The following is a 17,677-nucleotide window of genomic DNA, read 5'->3' as shown; positions in this document are numbered from 1 at the left end:
TAATTATTTTCCTTCGCCGGCGTGGGTAACCAGCCAGCAGTTATGAATTTGACGGTTACGGGCAAAGTCCTGCGACTGCGTCTGGGCGGTAATTTCTTTCGCCTCCAGACCCAGGGCGCTCAGGCCGGCCATATCCATCTGGAAACCGCGCTTGTTGTTCGAGAACATGATGGTCCCGTTACGACGCAGTAACCGTTTCAAATCTTGCATCAGCACCAGGTGATCGCGCTGAACGTCAAAAGTGTTCTCCATCCGCTTGGAGTTGGAGAAGGTCGGCGGATCGATAAAGATCACGTCGAATTGTTCGTCGGCATTTTGCAGCCATGACAGGCAATCCGCATGGATCAATCTGTGCTGTTTGCCGGTCAGGCCGTTAACGCGCAGGTTTTTCTCTGCCCATTCGAGATAGGTACGCGACATATCCACCGTGGTGGTACTGCGCGCGCCACCCAATCCGGCGTGTACGCTGGCGGTGCCGGTATAGGCGAACAGGTTGAGGAAGTCTTTGCCCTTGCTCATCTCACCCAGCATGCGGCGAGCAATGCGGTGGTCGAGGAACAGGCCGGTATCGAGATAGTCAGTCAGGTTAACCCACAGCTTGGCGTTAAACTCTTCCACCAGCAGGAACTCGCCCTTCTGTGCCAGTTTTTCATACTGGTTTTTGCCTTTCTGGCGCTCACGGGTTTTAAGGATCAGCTGATTGGACGGCAATTCCAGCACCGCCAGCGTGGCATTGATCACATCGAACAGACGTTGACGCGCTTTCTGCGCATCGATGGTTTTCGGCGGCGCGTACTCTTGTACCACCACCTTGCTGCCGTAGCGGTCTACCGCCACGTTGTATTCCGGCAGGTCAGCATCATACAGGCGATAACATTCAATGCCCTGCTGTTTGGCCCACTTGTCGAGCTTCTTCAGGTTCTTGCGCAGGCGGTTGGCAAAATCTTCCGCGACCTGAATACCGCCGGAGCCCTGTGGGTTCTCCGCCAGTTGGTAATTTTTCTGCACGCAGTCCAGCGGACCATTTTTGGCCTTGAACTGGCGTTCGGCACGCAGCTGCAGGCAGCTCAGCAGTTCCGGCGATGCGCTGAACAATGACAACTGCCAACCGCCGAATGCGCTCTTCATGATGCGGCCCAGCATATTATGCAGGGCGATCAGCGCCGGTTCACTTTCCAGACGCTCGCCGTACGGCGGGTTGCACACTACGGTGCCCGTCGGGCCTTCCGGCAGTGGATTGGTCAGTTTGGCGACGTCGTTGACGTTAAAGGTAATCAGTTCGGCAACGCCTGCACGACGGGCATTGCCGCGCGCCATTTCAATCACCCGACGATCGATATCAGAACCGAAGAAGCGTGAGGTGGTTTCTTGCAAGCCACGGCGTGCACGCACCTGCGCTTCGGTGATCACTTCGCGCCACAGATCGACGTTATGGCCATTCCAGGCGGTAAAGCCCCAATGTTGACGGTGCAGACCCGGAGCGCGATCGGATGCTATCATCGCCGCCTCGATCAATAGCGTCCCCGAGCCACACATAGGATCAAGCATCGGAGTCCCCGGTTGCCAGCCGGAGCGTTGCACAATCGCCGCCGCCAGGCTCTCTTTCAGCGGTGCCTGGCCGGTCAGATCACGGTAGCCACGTTGATGCAGGCCTTCACCGCTCAGATCGAGCGCTACGCTGGCCATATCGCGCTGCAGGAACACATTGACGCGAATATCCGGCTGCTGCTTCGCAACCGTCGGACGCTGGTCGAGTTTGCGAGTAAAGCTGTCGACGATGGCGTCCTTAACCTTCAGCGCACCATATTGGCTGTTGCGGATCTCTTCGTTCACGCCGCTGAAATGCACGGCGAAGGTTTTATCCACGCCGAAAATGTTGGTCCAGTCGATCGCCTGCACGCCCAGATACAGATCCAGATCGCTGTGCACGCGGAATTCATTCAGCGGCAGCAAAATACGTGAGGCCAGACGGCTCCACAGCAAGCTTTGGTACAGAAGACGATCGTCACCCTGAAAATGTACCCCACCCTGCACTACTTTACAGGCGTGAGCGCCCAGCGCTTCCAGTTCGCTTTTTAACAGTTCTTCCAGTCCACGCGCCGTGCTGGCAAACAGAGAGTTCATATCGTACTTATCACCAAAAAGAAAATTGTTGCGCATTATAGCTAATCCAGACCGCTTGTCATAAAGTTGCTCCCTTCTATTTAATAATCGCACGGGGATAAGGGTGATTACGCTTTCGAAAATTTACGTTCATCCGGTGAAATCGCTTCGTGGTTTGCAGCTTTCGCACGCGCAGGCTTCCAGCAGTGGATTGGCTTTCGACCGTACCTTTATGATCACCGAACCGGATGGCACCTTTATTACCGCGCGCCAATATCCGCAAATGGTGATGTTCACCCCGGCTCTGCTGCCCGATGGGCTATTCCTGACCGCGCCGGACGGAGAAAGCGCCGCCATCCGCTTCAGCGATTTCGCCCCTGAGGCGCAACCGACCGAAGTTTGGGGCAATCATTTCACCGCCCTGATTGCGCCGGCAGCGATTAACAGCTGGCTGAGCGGTTATTTCCAGCGTGAAGTGCAGCTGCGTTGGCTTGGCCCCGAGCTGACCCGCCGTGTGAAAAAACACCCGGAAATCCCCCTTTCTTTCGCCGACGGCTATCCTTATTTGCTGATCAACGAAGCCTCATTCAACGATTTGCAGCAGCGTTGCCCCGGCAGCATCAAGCTTGAGCAGTTCCGCCCCAATCTGGTGGTCACCGGCGCGAATGCCTGGGCCGAGGATGGTTGGCAGGTGATCCGCGTCGGTGACGTGATGTTTGATCTGGTCAAACCCTGTAGCCGCTGCGTGTTGACCACCGTCAGCACCGAGCGGGGGCGCAAGCACCCAAGCGGCGAACCGCTGAGCACTCTGCAGAAATTCCGCACGGCTGATAACGGCGATATCGATTTTGGCCAGAATATGGTGGCGCGCAGCAGCGGTATTATCCGCGTCGGCGATAGAGTAGAAGTGTTATCCACCAAGCCGCCACGCCCGTATGGCGCTGGAAAAGTGGTTGAGAGCGTGCAGGCACCACAGGACAGTGAACATAGCGTCACTATCGAATACGCGGGAACGGTGTTTACCGGCAATAATCAGCAAATCTTACTGGAGCAGTTGGAACAGCAAGGGCTCCGCGTGCCTTATTCATGCCGTGCGGGAATTTGCGGAAGTTGTCGCATCACCTTGGTCAGTGGCGAAGTGGCGCCGCTGAAGAAAAGTGCGGTAGCCAACAATGGCACCATCCTTTGCTGCAGCTGTATTCCAAAAAGCGATTTGACGCTGGCGTAATCGCCGTTATACCGCCCTGTCGTAAGCCGGGGCGGAGGTTTCATCTTGCGCGCAGGGTTTAAGGCGATCGTGCATCACTTTGATGGCGTCACCCAGAACCATAGTGCGACCAGCGACGGAGAGTTGGTTTTGCGCCAGCAGGCACAGGCTGGCGTTATCACCGGCTTCCACCACCAGCAGACGCGCTTCAACGCCGCTCTCCATCACCTTCACCGCCGCTAATTCGCCATTTTTCGGCTGCAACGGGTAATGCTGCTGCGAGAAATGCCAGCTTTTCGGCATCAGCGGTTTCAGGAAGCGATAGGCCACCAGGGCATTTAATACCAGTTCGGCGCGTTGTTCATGGCTGAGCTTTATCTGTTTGCACTGCTCTTCATAATTAAAATAAAGCGCCGCGTCATCCACACAGAAAGAACACTCATCAAAGGCATCCGGCGTTAACATTTTGGCAGGAAAACGCGAGCGGAAGATCATCCCATTGGCTAAATCCAGCATTAGCCGATCGTGTTCGGCGTCAAAATACCAACGCCAATTATCGTCAGGTTTTATCTTCATGTCTTATCCTTCTCGCTGCCCATGCCACGCCGTATTTACCCTAAAAGGTGATTTTATCACCACTCAAGTCGCTTAAACATCGGATAATTCCGCGAACGATATTTATGCTAGTGGACAAAATATAGACGAGCCGGGGGAAGAAATAAACCCCCGGCTGAAAATGAAAGGAAAAATATTAGATGTAGTTAACGATATCTTTAATCAGGCGCGGACCTTTGAAGATAAATCCGGAATAAATTTGTACCAGCGAAGCACCGGCCGCCATTTTTTCCCGTGCGGCCATCAGGGAATCAATTCCGCCAACGCCGATAATCGGTAAACGCCCTTGCAGCTCTAGCGACAAACGACGGATCACTTCGGTGCTGCTCGCCTGCAGCGGACGACCACTCAGGCCCCCCATTTGCTCGCAATAATTCAGCCCCTGGATCAATTTACGATCCAGCGTGGTATTGGTCGCGATCACACCATCAATATTATGGCGCACCAAACTGTCGGCTATTTGGATCAATTCTTCTTCTGAAAGATCCGGCGCGATCTTTACCGCCACCGGTACATATTTGTGATGGCGCGCATGCAATTCCTGCTGCTTATTTTTAATGGCGGCCAAAAGATCGTCTAACGCTTCGCCGTACTGTAAGGATCGTAACCCCGGCGTATTGGGTGACGAAATGTTAATCGCGATATAACCGGCATACGGATAAACTTTATCCATACAGATCAGATAATCGTCTTTTCCTTGCTCGACCGGGGTATCTTTATTCTTACCGATATTAATCCCCAGAATACCGCCGAAATGGGATTTCTTAACGTTTTCAACCAGATTATCCACGCCCTGGTTATTAAAGCCCATTCGGTTGATCAGGCCTTCCGCTTCCACGATGCGGAACAGACGCGGTTTGTCATTGCCTGACTGTGGGCGTGGCGTCACGGTGCCAACTTCGACAAAGCCAAAGCCCATGGCACCGAATGCGTCGATGCACTCGCCGTCTTTATCCAGGCCGGCGGCCAAACCCAAAGGATTTTTAAAAGAGAGCCCCATGCAGCTTACTGGCTTGGTCGGCACAGACTGGCGAATAACAAATTCTAACGGGGTGCCGGTGACGCGGCGGAGCTGATGAAAAGTCAATTCATGCGCACGCTCGGGATCGAGCTGGAACAACGCTTTTCTGATGAGGGGGTAGTACATGTACTCTCCTGATTTCCCGGTTGCAAACCGGGGGCGTATTATCCGGTATCCCTTGGCCAATTGGAATTGATTAAAAGCAAAAAAAGCGTTTTTAACGCAATCGTTTCCCCTGACGGGGAGCCAATGCCCCGCCAATCCGCATTTACGCATATCAAAATCAAAAAATGAGATTTAAGTAACCCGCCCCTTTGCTGATAGGTTTAAAACACTTCTCGACGATTTTTTAATTAAACCTAACTTTTAGTTATAAGGAGTGGTAATGCGCGTTATATCACTGTCCGGCAGCCCTCGCATCCCATCACGTTCAGCGGCCCTGCTTTCCTTGAGTAAGAATTGGTTGCAGCAGCAAGGCGTAGAAGTGATCTCCTACACCCTGCACGACTTTGACGCAGAAGACTTGCTGTACGCCAATTTCAATAGCCCGGCGATAAAAGCCTTTACCGAGCAACTGGCTTTGGCCGACGGCCTGTTGGTCTCTACGCCGGTGTATAAGGCCTCGTTTTCCGGTGCGCTGAAAACCCTGCTGGATCTGCTGCCGGAGCGAGCGCTTGACCATAAGGTGGTGTTACCCCTGGCCACCGGCGGTTCTATTGGTCATATGTTGGCAGTGGACTATGCCCTTAAGCCGGTGTTGACGGCATTGAAAGCTCAGGAAGTGCTGCACGGGGTGTTCGCCGACGATAGCCAGGTGGTGTTGAGCGGTGAAGATATCACGCTGTCCGACGGGCTGGCATCGCGGTTGGAAGAAGCCCTGGAAAGCTTCTACCTGGCACTCGGTCGCCGTAAACCGCCCCAGGCAAAACTCTCCCCGTCTCTGTTTGCACGTCAAACCGCCTGACAGCACGCTCTATATAAGGAAAGAGAATGACGCGACTTTCATCACTTGGCCGTTGGCTTGGCACTGGCGCTTTGGCCGGCATCATCTCACTGGCGTGGATCAATTCCGCCAGCGCACAGGATCCGGCGCAGTTTCGTATCGGTTATCAAAAAGGATCGGTCAGTCTGGTACTGGCAAAATCACACCGCCTGCTGGAACAGCGTTTCCCCACCACCAAAATCAGTTGGATCGAATTCCCTGCAGGCCCGCAGATGCTTGAGGCTTTGAACGTCGGCAGTATCGATCTGGGCAGCACCGGCGATATTCCGCCGATCTTTGCCCAGGCCGCCGGGGCGGATCTGCTGTATGTCGGCGTAGAGCCACCTAAACCCAAGGCGGAAGTGATCCTGGTGCCGGAAAATAGCCCGATCAAAACCGTCGCTGATTTGAAAGGCCACAAGGTCGCCTTCCAGAAAGGCTCCAGTTCCCACAACCTGCTGCTGCGTTCGCTGCAAAAAGCCGGACTGAAATTCACCGATATCCAACCGGTTTACCTGACGCCGGCAGATGCCCGCGCTGCATTCCAGCAGGGCAACGTCGATGCCTGGACCATCTGGGACCCGTACTATTCCGCAGCCTTGTTGCAGGGCGGCGTGCGGGTGCTGGGTGACGGCACCGATTTGAATCAAACCGGCTCCTTCTATCTGGCGGTGCGCACTTATACCGAAGCTAACGGGCCGTTTATTCAGCAGGTGCTCGATGAGTTGACCAAAGCGGATGCGCTGACTCAAAGCGACCGGGCGCAAAGCGTCACGCTGCTGGCGAACGCCATGGGGCTGCCGGAAAAAGTGATCTCGTCTTATTTGGATCACCGTCCACCGACCGCCATCAAACCGCTGGACGCACGCACCATTGCCGCCCAGCAGCAAACCGCCGATCTGTTTTACGCCAACCGTCTGGTGCCCGTGAAGGTCGATATCTCGCAACGCATCTGGCGCCCGAGCGCACAATAATTTTGGAGAATAGACGATGAGCCTGAACGTATTCTGGTTTTTACCAACCCATGGCGACGGCCACTATCTCGGCAGCACCGAAGGCGCGCGCAGCGTCGATTACGGCTATTTGCAGCAAATTGCCCAAGCGGCCGATCGGCTGGGGTTCGGCGGCGTGTTGATCCCCACCGGCCGTTCTTGTGAAGACTCCTGGCTCGTGGCCGCATCGTTAATTCCTGTTACTCAGCGGCTGAAGTTCCTGGTGGCTTTGCGCCCCGGCATAATTTCGCCCACCCTGGCGGCTCGCCAGGCGGCGACGCTGGATCGTCTTTCCAATGGTCGAGCGTTGTTCAACCTGGTTACCGGCGGCGATCCCGAGGAGCTGGCGGCGGAAGGGCTGCATCTGAATCACGAAGAACGTTACGAGGCTTCGGCAGAGTTCACCCACGTTTGGCGAAAGGTGCTGGAAGGGGAAACCGTCGATTTCGATGGCAAGCATATTCAGGTGAAGGGGGCAAAGCTGCTGTACCCGCCGGTGCAACAACCGCGTCCGCCGCTGTATTTCGGCGGATCCTCTGCCGCTGCGCAGGATCTGGCCGCCGAACAGGTTGAAATGTACCTCACCTGGGGAGAACCCCCGGCGCAGGTGAAAGAAAAAATTGCCGAGGTCCGCGCCAAAGCGGCGGCTAAAGGTCGCAAGGTGCGCTTCGGCATTCGCCTGCACGTGATCGTGCGTGAAACTACCGAAGAAGCCTGGCGTGCAGCAGACCGACTGATTGCCAATCTGGATGAAAAAACCATCGCCGATGCACAAAAGGCATTTGCCCGCTTTGACTCTGTAGGGCAACGACGCATGGCAGCGCTGCACGGCGGCAAAAAAGACAATCTGGAGATCAGCCCCAATCTGTGGGCCGGGGTGGGCTTGGTCCGTGGCGGGGCCGGTACTGCCCTGGTCGGCGACGGCCCGACGGTGGCGGCGCGCATGCAGGAATATGCCGATCTGGGCATCGATACCTTTATCCTGTCCGGCTACCCGCATCTGGAAGAAGCCTATCGCGTCGGCGAACTGCTGTTCCCCCATCTTGACCTGGTGGAAAATCAAATCCCCACGCAGCGCAAACCGGTCAAGGCCCAGGGAGAAGTGGTGGCCAATATCTATATTCCGCAAAAAGCGTCGCAAAGCTGAGGAGCCCCCTTATGGCGAAGGGTACACAACGCATATTGCACCGGCTGGCTCCCTGGGCATTGCCGGTAGCGCTGGTGGTTATCTGGCAAATCTCCGTCGAGGCGGGGTGGCTGTCAAACCGTATTCTGCCGGCACCGAGCGCGGTCATCACCGCCTTCTGGACGCTAACCAAAAGCGGCGAATTGTGGCAACACCTGACGATCAGCAGTTGGCGTGCACTGATCGGTTTTAGCATCGGCGGCAGCATTGGGCTGGTGCTGGGCTTTATCACCGGTCTGTCGCGTTGGGGCGAGCGCCTGTTGGACAGCTCCGTGCAGATGATCCGCAACGTGCCGCATCTGGCGCTGATCCCGCTGGTGATCCTGTGGTTCGGTATCGATGAATCTGCCAAGATTTTTCTGGTGGCGTTAGGCACGCTGTTCCCCATTTATTTGAATACCTATCACGGTATCAAGAATATCGATCACGGCCTGCTTGAAATGGCGCGCAGCTACGGCCTGAGCGGTTTCCAGCTCTTTGCTCAGGTGGTTTTGCCAGGCGCTCTGCCGTCGATTATGGTTGGCGTGCGTTTCGCGTTGGGCTTTATGTGGCTGACGCTGATCGTGGCCGAAACCATTTCCGCCAATTCGGGTATCGGTTATCTGGCGATGAACGCACGTGAATTCTTGCAGACCGACGTGGTGGTGGTGGCGATTGTGCTTTATGCCCTGCTCGGCAAGCTGGCGGACGTCAGCGCACAGTTGCTGGAACGCGTCTGGTTGCGCTGGCACCCGGCCTATCAACTGAAACAAGGAGAAGCGCTATGACGACTCCCGCTCGAATTCCCCAAGGGACGCCGGTCACGCTGGAGTCCATTGCCAAGCGCTACGGTAACCGCACCGTGCTGGACAATATTCAATTGCGCATCAGCGCGGGACAGTTTGTCGCCGTGGTCGGCCGCAGTGGCTGCGGTAAAAGCACGCTGCTGCGTCTAATGGCAGGACTGGAAAAAGCCACCAGCGGCGCCTTGCTGAGCGGGAATGCGCCCCTTGCCAGCGCCAGAGACGATACCCGCTTAATGTTTCAGGACGCCCGCCTGCTACCGTGGAAAAAGGTGATCGACAATGTGGGCCTTGGCCTGCGCGGCAACTGGCGTGCCGATGCGTTGCAAGCGCTGGAAGCCGTCGGGCTGGCCGACCGCGCCAACGAGTGGCCGGCGGCCTTGTCCGGAGGACAAAAACAGCGAGTGGCTCTGGCACGTGCGCTGATCCACCGTCCACGCCTGTTGCTGTTGGACGAACCTTTGGGGGCGCTTGACGCCTTGACGCGGATTGAAATGCAGGGATTGATTGAAGGGTTGTGGCAACAGCACGGTTTCACCGTATTGCTGGTGACGCATGACGTCAGTGAAGCCATTGCGCTGGCGGATCGCGTGATTTTGATTGAGGAAGGTCGTATCGGCTTGGATCTGACCGTCGACCTGCCGCGCCCACGACGCAAAGGGTCGGTCAAACTGGCAGAGCTGGAAGCCGAAGTGCTGGACAGAGTATTGTCTCCGCCCTCCTCCTTAAGCCAGGCCACACGCCGCGCAGCAAATTAAAAAAGGGACGGCATGCCGTCCCTTTTTAGACTTACGCGTCGAGCGCCTTGGTGATTTTCTCGAACAGGTCACCGGACAAATTCTCCAGTCCTTTCAACTGTTCAAGCGCTTTGCGCATTAATGCCTGACGTGAAGCATCATAGCGTTTCAAGCGGATCAAAGGTTCGATCAGGCGAGCAGCAATCTGCGGGTTGCGCTGGTTCAAATCGCTGAGGATTTCCACCAGGAACTGATAGCCACTGCCATCCGCCGCATGGAACGCCGCCGGGTTGGCAGAAGCAAAGCCCCCAATCAATGAGCGCGTGCGGTTTGGATTGCTCAGGCTGAATGAACGGTGTTTCAGCAACCCACGCACTTTGGTCAGCACGTCCGCCGCCGGGCTGGTCGCCTGCAGCACAAACCACTTGTCCATCACCAGACCATCCTGGTGCCAGCGTTCGTCAAAGGCCGCCAGCAGCGCGTCGCGGCAAGGCAATTGCGCCGCCACCGCAGCGGCCAGTGCCGCTAGCGAATCGGTCATATTATCCGCCTGGCGATACTGCTCCGTCACCAATCGGTCAGCCAGCGCTTCATCGCCAAAGGCCAGGTAACCTAGGCACACGTTGCGCAGCGCACGTTTCGCGATATCAGTATGTTCAACCCGGTAGCCGTCGGTCTTGTTAGCGTGATAAACCGCCAGCCACTCATCGGCCATTTCCTTCGCCAGACAGCGGACGATCGCTTCGTGTACCACGGCGATCGCTTCAGGATCGATAGTGGCAAACAGCTCGGCAATTTCACTTTCTGAAGGCAACGTCAGGATCTGTGCAGCCAACGCCGGATCCAACTTCTCGTCCAACAATACGGCGCGGAACGCATCAACAACGTGCAGCGGCAGCGACAACGGCTGCTGCTGCTGATGTTTGGCCACGTTCAGTTTGATGTAGGTCGCCAGCAGGCTCTGTGCCGCATCCCAACGGGCAAACTCATTGCGAGCATGCTGCATCAGGAAGGTCAGTTGCTGATCGCTGTACGGATAATCCAGTTTAACCGGTGCAGAGAACTCACGTAGCAGGGACGGTACCGGCTTGTGCGCCACGCCATCAAACACGAAGGTCTGTTCCGCTTCGGTGACGTTAAGCACGTTATTGATCGGCGAGCCGTTTCTCTGCAGGGCAATCACATTACCTTGTGCATCGTACAGTTCAATATCCAGCGGGATGTGCAGCGGCAGTTTTTCCGGCTGATCGGCGGTCGGCGCGGTTTTCTGGCTGACGTGCAGGCGGTACTGGTGGTGCTCGGCGTCGTATTCGTCACGAACCGTCAGTAACGGCGTACCAGACTGGCTGTACCAGCGGCGGAACAGCGACAGGTCAACGTTGGACGCATCCTCCATCGCCTGAACGAAATCATCGCAGGTCGCCGCACTGCCGTCGTGACGTTCGAAATACAGCTGAATCCCCTTCTGGAACTGTTCTTCTCCCAGCAACGTATGCATCATGCGGATCACTTCGGAACCTTTCTCGTACACCGTCAGGGTGTAAAAGTTGTTCATTTCGATCACTTTGTCCGGACGAATAGCATGCGCCATTGGGCTGGCATCTTCGGCGAACTGCGCACCGCGCATAACGCGCACGTTATCGATACGGTTGACCGGACGCGAGCCCAAATCGGAGCTGAACTCCTGATCACGGAATACCGTCAGCCCTTCCTTCAGGCTGAGCTGGAACCAGTCACGACAGGTCACGCGGTTGCCGGTCCAGTTGTGGAAATATTCGTGGCCGATCACCGCCTCGATATTCAGGTAATCCTTGTCGGTGGCGGTTTCGGCTTTCGCCAGCACGTATTTGGAGTTAAAAATATTTAACCCTTTGTTCTCCATCGCGCCCATGTTGAAGAAGTCGACCGCGACGATCATATAAATGTCGAGATCGTACTCCAGGCCAAAACGGGTTTCGTCCCATTTCATCGAGTTCTTCAGGGAGGTCATTGCCCAATCGGCGCGATCCAGGTTGCCGCGGTCAACGAACAGCTCCAGCGCCACTTCGCGACCGGAACGGGTGGTAAAGCTGTCGCGCAGCACGTCGAAATCACCGGCCACCAGCGCAAACAGATAACAGGGTTTTGGGAAAGGATCTTGCCACTGCACCCAGTGACGCCCGTCTTCCAGTTCGCCCTGCCCCACGCGGTTGCCGTTTGACAGCAGGAACGGGTAACGCGCCTTGTCGGCCACGATGCGAGTGGTAAACCGCGCCAGCACATCCGGGCGGTCGAGATAATAAGTAATGTGGCGGAAGCCTTCAGCTTCACATTGGGTACACAGCGCTTCGCCAGACAGATACAGCCCTTCCAGCGCGGTGTTTTTGGCCGGGTGGATATCATTGACAATAGTCATGGTAAATTGTGCTGGCAATTGCTCGATAACCAGTTTGTTATCCTGCAACTGATAGACTGTCCACGGCTGACCGTCGATCTCAATACTCACCAGCGTCAGGTCTTCACCGTTCAGCACCAGCGCCGCATCGGCAGCGCCCTGGCGTTTGATTTTGCTGACGGCAGTGACACGAGTGCTCTCTGCATCTAACTCAAAATTCAGGTCAATATCAGTGATGGTGTAATCTGGCGCGCGATAATCGTGGCGATACTTCGCCTGTGGCTGTTGTGTCATAAAAACCCTTTGACGTATCAGTGAGTTACAGGTGCCAGGCTTTCATCATTCGCCTATTTCGCCGTCGGAAAAGAGCAGAAATTTCGATGAGCCTGATTGTAAATAAACTGTATCACAGCTACAAAAAAAACCCAGAGAGACCAGGCCACAGGAGCGGAGAAATCGGAGGTGGATCGTAATCCTGTCGAAGAATTGCCCACGCCATCAGGCTCCTTCACCTGATGCGGCATCAAAATCAGCATTAAATGCTAAAGATGCCCTGCGGAGTTGTACGTTTTCCAGATGAGAACATCGGCGTCAAAAGTGCGAACTTACCCTATCTCACGGGGCAGCCTTCCCTGCTCAACGGCACTTTGCAGGCAATCTTCCCTTATTGGGTATAGCCAAGACAGGTCGAGAGACTCAGTGATATAATTAGCGGATCGGGCTCAAGGACGCGTAGTGCATATGAAAGTAAAATATCTGATCTATTTTTTTACCTTTGCCCTGATGTCCTCATTTGCCCTGTTTATTTCCGACGAGTTGTCGGAAGCTGACACCGAGTATCGCGACAACCAACTCAATCTATACAAAATTACCCGAGCCAAAGAGATTTCAGAGGCTTTTCAGGCCACATTATTGGCACATCGCCTTAAACGTTTAAGCCTGATCGACCCACGTATCACCCCACATCAGTGGCAAGACGCGGATCGCGTAGCGCGGGAGAAAATCGCCCACTTCCGACCGCACATCGACAGCGAAATCTCGCAACGGCTCGGCATCAGGCAAAAAATTGCCGCGCTTTCCATGCTCAATCTGATGGAACAATTGCTCAATAATGACAACCTGCAGCTTTCGCAGGTGACCGAAGCCAATGCCAATCTGTTCAATATCAATAGCGCTTACTATATTTCCCAGGCCAGTAAAAGTTACTACCGCTATAGTTACGATAACCGCATGGTCGATGCCGATTCATTTATGTTTCTTGAGGCAGTGCGATTAAATAACCGGCTGAACATGTCGTTGACGGAACTCATCGATCAGATTATTGACGTCAATACTAATCGACTGGCGCGCAAAGACGCTTATCTGAAAGCAATTCAGCTCACCGGCGTATTGAATGCGTTGAGTACTCGGCTGATTTTTATGAAACTTACCTATAACGACGTGAAAACTACTGCACTGGTGAATGAGATCCTGGGGCAGTTGTCAGCTCAGCAGATCAAAATCATTACCGAAGGATTATATACCGCCGTAAACACGCATACCGCCTACCCTACAGACGCTATTTATCCCTATGTTAAAAACCTGAGTGAGCTCTCGCAACGGCTCTATCAGCGCAGTTTCGAAATGGAGACCACCGCCTCGCAGAGCAAGATTTATGACAGCCAAACCGCCATTGACGGCATGATTTCGCTGGCGGGTCTGATTGCGCTATTTATCTTCCTGCCTACGCTGGTTTACTGTTCAAATATCAGCCGCTGGCTGACGAAAACGCATAATAATATTTTGCGCTTGTCCCACGGCGATATGAATATCGCTCGCAACGAAGTGTTCTACGGCCAGGAGTTGATAGCCATCAGCGACGCTATCAAACAGCTTAAACAGTACCAGTTGGAAAAGGTAACGCTGGAAAATGAGAAACACCTGCTGATTAAAGAGCTGGAAGCCAGCTCCTATCTCGATCCTCTCACCAATATCTATAACCGGCGCAAATTCTTCCTGGAGTGCGAATCGCTGGCTGCCGGCAGCTACCCACTCGCTTTTTGTCTGATCGACATTGATAATTTTAAAAGCCTCAATGACACCTACGGCCATCACGTAGGCGACCTGGTGCTGGTGGCATTTGGCAAGCTGCTGCAAAGCACCTTCCGCTCCAGCGACATTTTCTGTCGCTACGGTGGTGAAGAATTTGCCGTGATCCTCGGTAACTGTACGCTGGAAAATGCGCAGGAAGTGATGTCCAAGCTACGCGAGCGTACGCACAAGTTCAGCCTGACACTAACCGATGGGCAAAACGTCCGCTTCACCACCAGTTGTGGCATTGCCCAGGTCCGCGATATCCGCTTGTTGCCGGCAGCAATCAAACAGGCAGATGAAGCGCTTTATTTTTGCAAGAAAAACGGCAAAGACCAGATAGGCATTCATACCCAGAACGGTTTTATCTGAATTGTTGTTTAAAATAATTAACATTATAATTTTTATGACTAATTAGGCTAAGTCATTCACCTTACAGACTTATCTGACTTTTCTGTCGGTATCCTGATTGCAAGCAGAGATAAAGGCACGTTTAATCCTCGACCGGCTCCGATGAATTGTGGTGTGATGCAGCTTCAATAACAGGATAATCCGGGTATACTCCCCCCACTTTTTTATGATTATCCGGATTTGGACACGCGCCTGACGAGGATGCAGTAACGCGATATGACTCAATACGCCTCCCCGATTTTGACATCACTGCTTGATACTGATGCCTACAAGCTTCATATGCAGCAAGCAGTGTTCCATCGCTATCCTGCTATCAGCGTGGCAGCGGAATTCCGCTGCCGCGGTGACGAGCTGCTTGGCGAATATGCCGACGAGATCCGTGCCCAGATCGCACTGATGAGCCAATTGGCGCTAACAGACGCTGAGTTCAACTATCTCTCCGGGCTGCCTTTCTTCCGCGAGGATTACCTGAACTGGCTGCGCGAGTTTCGTTACGATCCGCAACAGGTTCAGATCGAAGATCATGCGGGCAAGTTGCACATCCGCATTGCCGGTCCCTGGCGTGAAGTGATCATGTGGGAAGTCCCACTGCTGGCAGTGATCAGTGAGGTGGTGCACCGTCACCGCTCCCCGGAAGTCACGCCTGAGATGGCCGTCGCTCATCTGCGCAGCAAACTCGAGCATTTTAAAGCCATGAGCGCTGACGTGGACATTTCTCGCTTCAAACTGATGGACTTCGGCACCCGCCGTCGTTTCTCGCAGAGTGTGCAGCAGGCGATTGTCAGCACCTTGAAAGACGAATTTCCTTATCTGGTCGGCACCAGCAACTACGATCTGGCCCACCAGCTTGCTCTGGCGCCCGTGGGTACTCAGGCTCATGAATGGTTCCAGGCGCACCAGCAAATCAGCCCGGTGTTGGCCAACAGCCAACGTGCAGCTTTGCAAGCCTGGCTGGATGAATATCCGGACCAGCTCGGCATCGCGCTGACCGACTGCATCACCATGGACGCCTTCCTGCGTGATTTCGGTCCGCAGTTCGCCCAGCGTTATCAGGGCCTGCGCCATGATTCGGGAGATCCGTTCGAATGGGGCGAGAAAGCCATTGCGCATTATCAGAAGCTCGGCATCGACCCGATGAGCAAAACGCTGGTGTTCTCCGACAATCTGGATCTGGACAAGGCGATGGCGCTGTATCGCCGTTTCTACCAACGCGTCAATCTGGTGTTCGGCATAGGTACGCGTCTGACCTGCGATATCCCGGGGGTTAAACCGCTGAACATCGTGATCAAGCTGGTCGAATGCAAAGGCAAGCCGGTGGCTAAACTGTCCGACAGCCCGGGCAAGACCATCTGCCAGGATCAGGCCTTTGTGAAAGCGTTACGCAAGGCCTTCGATTTACCGCTGGTGAAGAAAGCCAGCTAAGCCACACCGCCCTGCCAACGCGAAAAAGCCGGCTGAAGACCTCACGCCGGCTTTTTTCTTCTTTATAAGAGACTTCGCCGTGCTCCCTTTTCGCCCAGAGCCAAGAAATGTTGCTCCAATCCGGCGATTTCTACTTGTGCTCTGCACCGCGGCAAGTAACATAGCAACATCCCCATATTCTTGGGTTGTAAGCTATTTCTAAACCAAATTATTAAGAGAGAAATCTATGAGCGTAGTGCCTGTAGTCGACGTACTGCAAGGCCGTGCTGCGGTTGACAGTGAAGTCACCGTGCGCGGTTGGGTGCGTACCCGGAGAGATTCTAAAGCTGGTATCTCCTTCCTGGCCGTCTATGACGGTTCCTGCTTTGATCCGTTACAGGCCGTCGTTAATAATTCTCTGCCGAATTATCAGGATGAAGTGTTACATCTGACCACCGGTTGCTCGATTGAAGTGACAGGCAAAGTGGTCGCCTCTCCAGGCGAAGGTCAGAGTTTCGAACTGCAAGCGACTGAGATTAAAGTGGTCGGTTGGGTTGACGATCCGGACACGTACCCGATGGCGGCCAAACGCCACAGCATCGAATATCTGCGCGAAGTGGCGCACCTGCGCCCACGTACCAACCTGATCGGTGCCGTTGCCCGTGTTCGCCATACCCTGGCGCAGGCTATTCACCGCTTCTATCACGAGAATGGTTTCTTCTGGGTTTCCACCCCGCTGATCACCGCTTCCGATACCGAAGGCGCCGGCGAAATGTTCCGCGTTTCCACGCTGGATCTGGAAAACCTGCCGCGCACCGATAAAGGCGCTGTCGATTTCAGCCAGGACTTTTTCGGTAAAGAAGCGTTCCTGACCGTTTCCGGCCAGTTGAACGGCGAAACCTATGCCTGTGCGTTGTCGAAAGTTTACACCTTCGGCCCGACTTTCCGTGCCGAAAACTCCAACACCAGCCGTCACCTGGCCGAGTTTTGGATGATCGAACCGGAAGTCGCCTTTGCTGACCTCGAGGATATCGCGGAACTGGCAGAGAAAATGCTGAAGTATGTGTTCCAGGCCGTATTGAACGAGCGTATGGATGACATGCAGTTCTTCGCAGAACGCGTAGACAAAGATGCGATTGACCGCCTGAAGCGTTTTGTTTCTTCCGACTTCGCTCAGGTTGATTACACCGAAGCGGTGGAAATTCTGATCGCCTCTGGCCAGACTTTCGAGAACCCGGTTTCCTGGGGTATCGATCTGTCTTCCGAGCATGAGCGTTATCTGGCCGAGAAACACTTCAAAGCGCCGGTGGTGGTGAAAAACTACCCGAAAGACATCAAAGCTTTCTATATGCGTATGAACGACGACGGTAAAACCGTTGCGGCGATGGACGTGTTGGCCCCAGGCATCGGCGAGATCATCGGCGGTGCTCAGCGTGAAGAACGTCTGGACGTGCTGGATCAGCGTCTGGATGCCATGGGCCTGAATAAAGAAGATTATTGGTGGTATCGTGACCTGCGTCGTTACGGCACCGTGCCACACGCCGGCTTCGGTTTAGGTTTTGAGCGTTTAATCGCCTATGTCACCGGTGTGCAAAACGTGCGCGACGTAATTCCGTTCCCTCGCACACCACGTAATGCAACCTTTTAATTAATCAGATAATACATTTTCTAATTAATTTAGTTACAAAACCAAGGCCAGCTTAGCTGGCCTTTCGCATTTTTTAATATTGACCTGCGTCACAAAGTTCCCTCAAAATTACATTTTGTTACAAATACTTTCTTTTTGAAACCTCATT

13 protein-coding genes are annotated in these 17,677 nt (G+C 54.3%); 9 read left to right on the top strand and 4 right to left on the bottom strand.

The genetic code is table 11. From position 1 onward, the window contains the following. Positions 1-3 precede the first annotated feature (3 nt). Entirely contained in the window at positions 4-2,124 is a 2,121-nt protein-coding gene (gene rlmKL / locus NR114_RS02630; RefSeq protein ID WP_104410963.1) for a bifunctional 23S rRNA (guanine(2069)-N(7))-methyltransferase RlmK/23S rRNA (guanine(2445)-N(2))-methyltransferase RlmL, read from the bottom strand. Positions 2,125-2,227: 103 nt separating this feature from the next. Here rlmKL and NR114_RS02625 point away from each other — a divergent pair, with 103 nt between their 5' ends. After that, positions 2,228-3,331, top strand: a complete 1,104-nt coding sequence (locus NR114_RS02625; protein WP_020826162.1) for a YcbX family protein — start codon at positions 2,228-2,230, stop codon at positions 3,329-3,331. 6 nt (positions 3,332-3,337) lie between these two features. On the opposite strand, the gene NR114_RS02620 is transcribed toward NR114_RS02625, so the two are convergent. Both NR114_RS02620 and pyrD read right to left on the bottom strand, forming a co-directional pair. Further along, the gene (locus NR114_RS02620) at positions 3,338-3,886 is read right to left on the bottom strand and encodes a cell division protein ZapC (protein WP_020826161.1); all 549 of its coding nucleotides are present in this window, start codon (positions 3,884-3,886) and stop codon (positions 3,338-3,340) included. 175 nt (positions 3,887-4,061) lie between these two features. After that, entirely contained in the window at positions 4,062-5,072 is a 1,011-nt protein-coding gene (pyrD, locus tag NR114_RS02615) for a quinone-dependent dihydroorotate dehydrogenase (protein WP_020826160.1), read from the bottom strand. A 259-nt stretch (positions 5,073-5,331) separates the two neighbouring features. Between pyrD and ssuE the strand changes: the two genes are divergently transcribed. From ssuE to ssuB, 5 genes are read left to right on the top strand one after another with little or no spacing between them, the layout of a single operon-like run. Beyond that, positions 5,332-5,910: an NADPH-dependent FMN reductase gene (gene ssuE / locus NR114_RS02610; RefSeq protein ID WP_234529397.1), complete on the top strand. Its 579-nt coding sequence runs from the start codon at positions 5,332-5,334 to the stop codon at positions 5,908-5,910. Positions 5,911-5,936: 26 nt separating this feature from the next. Next, a complete protein-coding gene (locus tag NR114_RS02605; RefSeq protein WP_020826158.1) occupies positions 5,937-6,902 on the top strand; it encodes a sulfonate ABC transporter substrate-binding protein in 966 nt (321 codons plus the stop codon). Positions 6,903-6,918: 16 nt separating this feature from the next. Continuing rightward, a complete protein-coding gene (ssuD, locus tag NR114_RS02600; protein ID WP_020826157.1) occupies positions 6,919-8,067 on the top strand; it encodes an FMNH2-dependent alkanesulfonate monooxygenase in 1,149 nt (382 codons plus the stop codon). Between the two features lie 11 nt (positions 8,068-8,078). Then, on the top strand, positions 8,079-8,873 hold the full coding sequence (gene ssuC / locus NR114_RS02595) for an aliphatic sulfonate ABC transporter permease SsuC (protein ID WP_187962611.1): 795 nt from the start codon (positions 8,079-8,081) through the stop codon (positions 8,871-8,873). Continuing rightward, positions 8,870-9,646, top strand: coding sequence for an aliphatic sulfonates ABC transporter ATP-binding protein (gene ssuB, locus NR114_RS02590; protein ID WP_048761932.1), 777 nt, complete (start codon positions 8,870-8,872; stop codon positions 9,644-9,646). The genes ssuC and ssuB overlap by 4 nt, the downstream gene beginning before the upstream one ends. A 31-nt stretch (positions 9,647-9,677) precedes the next feature. Here the strand turns inward: ssuB and pepN are convergent, their stop codons facing one another. Then, on the bottom strand, positions 9,678-12,293 hold the full coding sequence (gene pepN / locus NR114_RS02585) for an aminopeptidase N (protein ID WP_234529398.1): 2,616 nt from the start codon (positions 12,291-12,293) through the stop codon (positions 9,678-9,680). Between the two features lie 447 nt (positions 12,294-12,740). On the opposite strand from pepN, the gene NR114_RS02580 reads away from it, so the two are divergent. The 3 genes from NR114_RS02580 to asnS all read left to right on the top strand — a co-directional run bounded on the left by NR114_RS02580 (position 12,741) and on the right by asnS (position 17,529). Then, positions 12,741-14,441, top strand: a complete 1,701-nt coding sequence (locus NR114_RS02580; protein ID WP_256813983.1) for a GGDEF domain-containing protein — start codon at positions 12,741-12,743, stop codon at positions 14,439-14,441. A gap of 255 nt (positions 14,442-14,696) precedes the next feature. After that, positions 14,697-15,902, top strand: a complete 1,206-nt coding sequence (pncB, locus tag NR114_RS02575) for a nicotinate phosphoribosyltransferase (RefSeq protein WP_020826152.1) — start codon at positions 14,697-14,699, stop codon at positions 15,900-15,902. Between the two features lie 226 nt (positions 15,903-16,128). Beyond that, positions 16,129-17,529 carry an asparagine--tRNA ligase gene (gene asnS / locus NR114_RS02570; RefSeq protein WP_234529400.1) on the top strand — a complete coding sequence of 467 codons (1,401 nt, stop codon included), beginning with the start codon at positions 16,129-16,131 and terminating at the stop codon, positions 17,527-17,529. Positions 17,530-17,677 lie beyond the last annotated feature (148 nt).

The organism is Serratia sp. Ser99 (genome assembly GCF_024519545.1).
Classification (GTDB): Bacteria; Pseudomonadota; Gammaproteobacteria; order Enterobacterales; family Enterobacteriaceae; genus Serratia; species Serratia liquefaciens.
Note: the sequence above shows the minus strand (reverse complement) of the source record. Positions and strands in the feature narration are given on the sequence as shown.

Coding starts and splice junctions, on each gene's coding strand:
- rlmKL (WP_104410963.1), bottom strand. CDS start 2,124: ATGAACTCTCTGTTTGCCAGCACGGCGCGTGGACTGGAAGAACTGTTA.
- NR114_RS02620 (WP_020826161.1), bottom strand. CDS start 3,886: ATGAAGATAAAACCTGACGATAATTGGCGTTGGTATTTTGACGCCGAA.
- pyrD (WP_020826160.1), bottom strand. CDS start 5,072: ATGTACTACCCCCTCATCAGAAAAGCGTTGTTCCAGCTCGATCCCGAG.
- ssuE (WP_234529397.1), top strand. CDS start 5,332: ATGCGCGTTATATCACTGTCCGGCAGCCCTCGCATCCCATCACGTTCA.
- NR114_RS02605 (WP_020826158.1), top strand. CDS start 5,937: ATGACGCGACTTTCATCACTTGGCCGTTGGCTTGGCACTGGCGCTTTG.
- ssuD (WP_020826157.1), top strand. CDS start 6,919: ATGAGCCTGAACGTATTCTGGTTTTTACCAACCCATGGCGACGGCCAC.
- ssuC (WP_187962611.1), top strand. CDS start 8,079: ATGGCGAAGGGTACACAACGCATATTGCACCGGCTGGCTCCCTGGGCA.
- ssuB (WP_048761932.1), top strand. CDS start 8,870: ATGACGACTCCCGCTCGAATTCCCCAAGGGACGCCGGTCACGCTGGAG.
- pepN (WP_234529398.1), bottom strand. CDS start 12,293: ATGACACAACAGCCACAGGCGAAGTATCGCCACGATTATCGCGCGCCA.
- NR114_RS02580 (WP_256813983.1), top strand. CDS start 12,741: ATGAAAGTAAAATATCTGATCTATTTTTTTACCTTTGCCCTGATGTCC.
- pncB (WP_020826152.1), top strand. CDS start 14,697: ATGACTCAATACGCCTCCCCGATTTTGACATCACTGCTTGATACTGAT.
- asnS (WP_234529400.1), top strand. CDS start 16,129: ATGAGCGTAGTGCCTGTAGTCGACGTACTGCAAGGCCGTGCTGCGGTT.